We start from the raw sequence: 1,137 nt of genomic DNA, 5'->3' as shown, positions 1-1,137 counted from the left end.
GGGCGTTATGCAACTCAGGTAATTTTAGGGGTTCAATCTTTTGGATTTCTCCGGTCATTCGTTTTGTGTTGTCGGCAAATGAGCACTTTCACCCTCAGATTCGTGGTTTACTCAAACCGTAAAACAGGCAAGGTTCTTTGTTTGCCTCAATGAGTTTTGGTGCTGGTTTGTTGCCAATTCAGCGTGCGCAAAGTGTGGAAAGGGCAAGTTAATCGAGCATTTTGCTTTTGCTGAAGGTTTCGCTCGTTAAGTTTTCCTGATTCAAAAGCTTGGTTTGTTGCTGAAAGGTGGACTTTGTTTTGGCGGCTCATTTATCACAGTTCTTGCTTGGGCTGATTCTTGAACCACTCAACCATTGCAATTGTGGTTTTTGATCGAGTAAAGTCAGTTTATCTTATTGAATTTGCATAACAAACGGCTCAAGAGGGATTGCCAACGCGTGGCGGCTTTAGTGCAAAATTGAAGTTCAATGTTTACAGTGTGTTTTTTGAGTTCGGCGGTGCGTTGTCAACCCCTTAGCCGGGCGTTAGCTGAATGGTGGTAAATATCAGCATGATCGAAATTAGAAAGTATCAAGAATCAGATGCGCATGATTTATGGGCTATTTTTTATCATACGGTTCGTAATGTGAACTTACGTGATTATTCGCAAGCCCAAGTTGAAGCATGGGCTCCAGATGATTTTTCTTCAGGGATTTGGCAACGAAAAATGAACTATCTTTCACCTTTTGTTGCTGAAATTGGTGGAAAAATTGTTGGTTATAGTGATCTTCAAGAAAATGGATTAATTGATCATTTCTTTTGTCACCATGAACATCAAGGTCAAGGAGTCGGACAACAGTTAATGGAACATTTACTCAGAATGGGTGAGTTACAAGGAATTACTAGGTTTTACTCTGAGGTGAGTATTACAGCTCGTCCGTTTTATGAGAGATTTGGGTTCAAAGTTATACAAGAACAAACCATAGAAGTTCGCGGTCAAAAGCTGTGCAACTTTGTCATGGAGAAATTCAGCTAACAAACGGCTCAAGAGGGATTGCCAACGCTTGGCGACTTTAGTTCAAAATTGCAGTTCAGTGTTTACAGTGTGTTTTTTGAGTTCGGCTATGCGTTGTCAACCCCTTAGCCGGGCGTTATG

General features: G+C 41.2%; 1 protein-coding gene. It reads left to right on the top strand.

Annotated features, from left to right (window positions below):
• Positions 1 to 552 precede the first annotated feature (552 nt).
• Positions 553 to 1,017: a GNAT family N-acetyltransferase gene (locus tag AACQ79_RS14265; RefSeq protein WP_047691367.1), complete on the top strand. Its 465-nt coding sequence runs from the start codon at positions 553 to 555 to the stop codon at positions 1,015 to 1,017.
• The last annotated feature ends 120 nt before the right edge of the window (positions 1,018 to 1,137 follow it).

Source organism: Vibrio sp. 3-2(1), assembly GCF_963887575.1.
Lineage (GTDB): Bacteria > Pseudomonadota > Gammaproteobacteria > Enterobacterales > Vibrionaceae > Vibrio > Vibrio anguillarum.
Note: the sequence above shows the minus strand (reverse complement) of the source record. Positions and strands in the feature narration are given on the sequence as shown.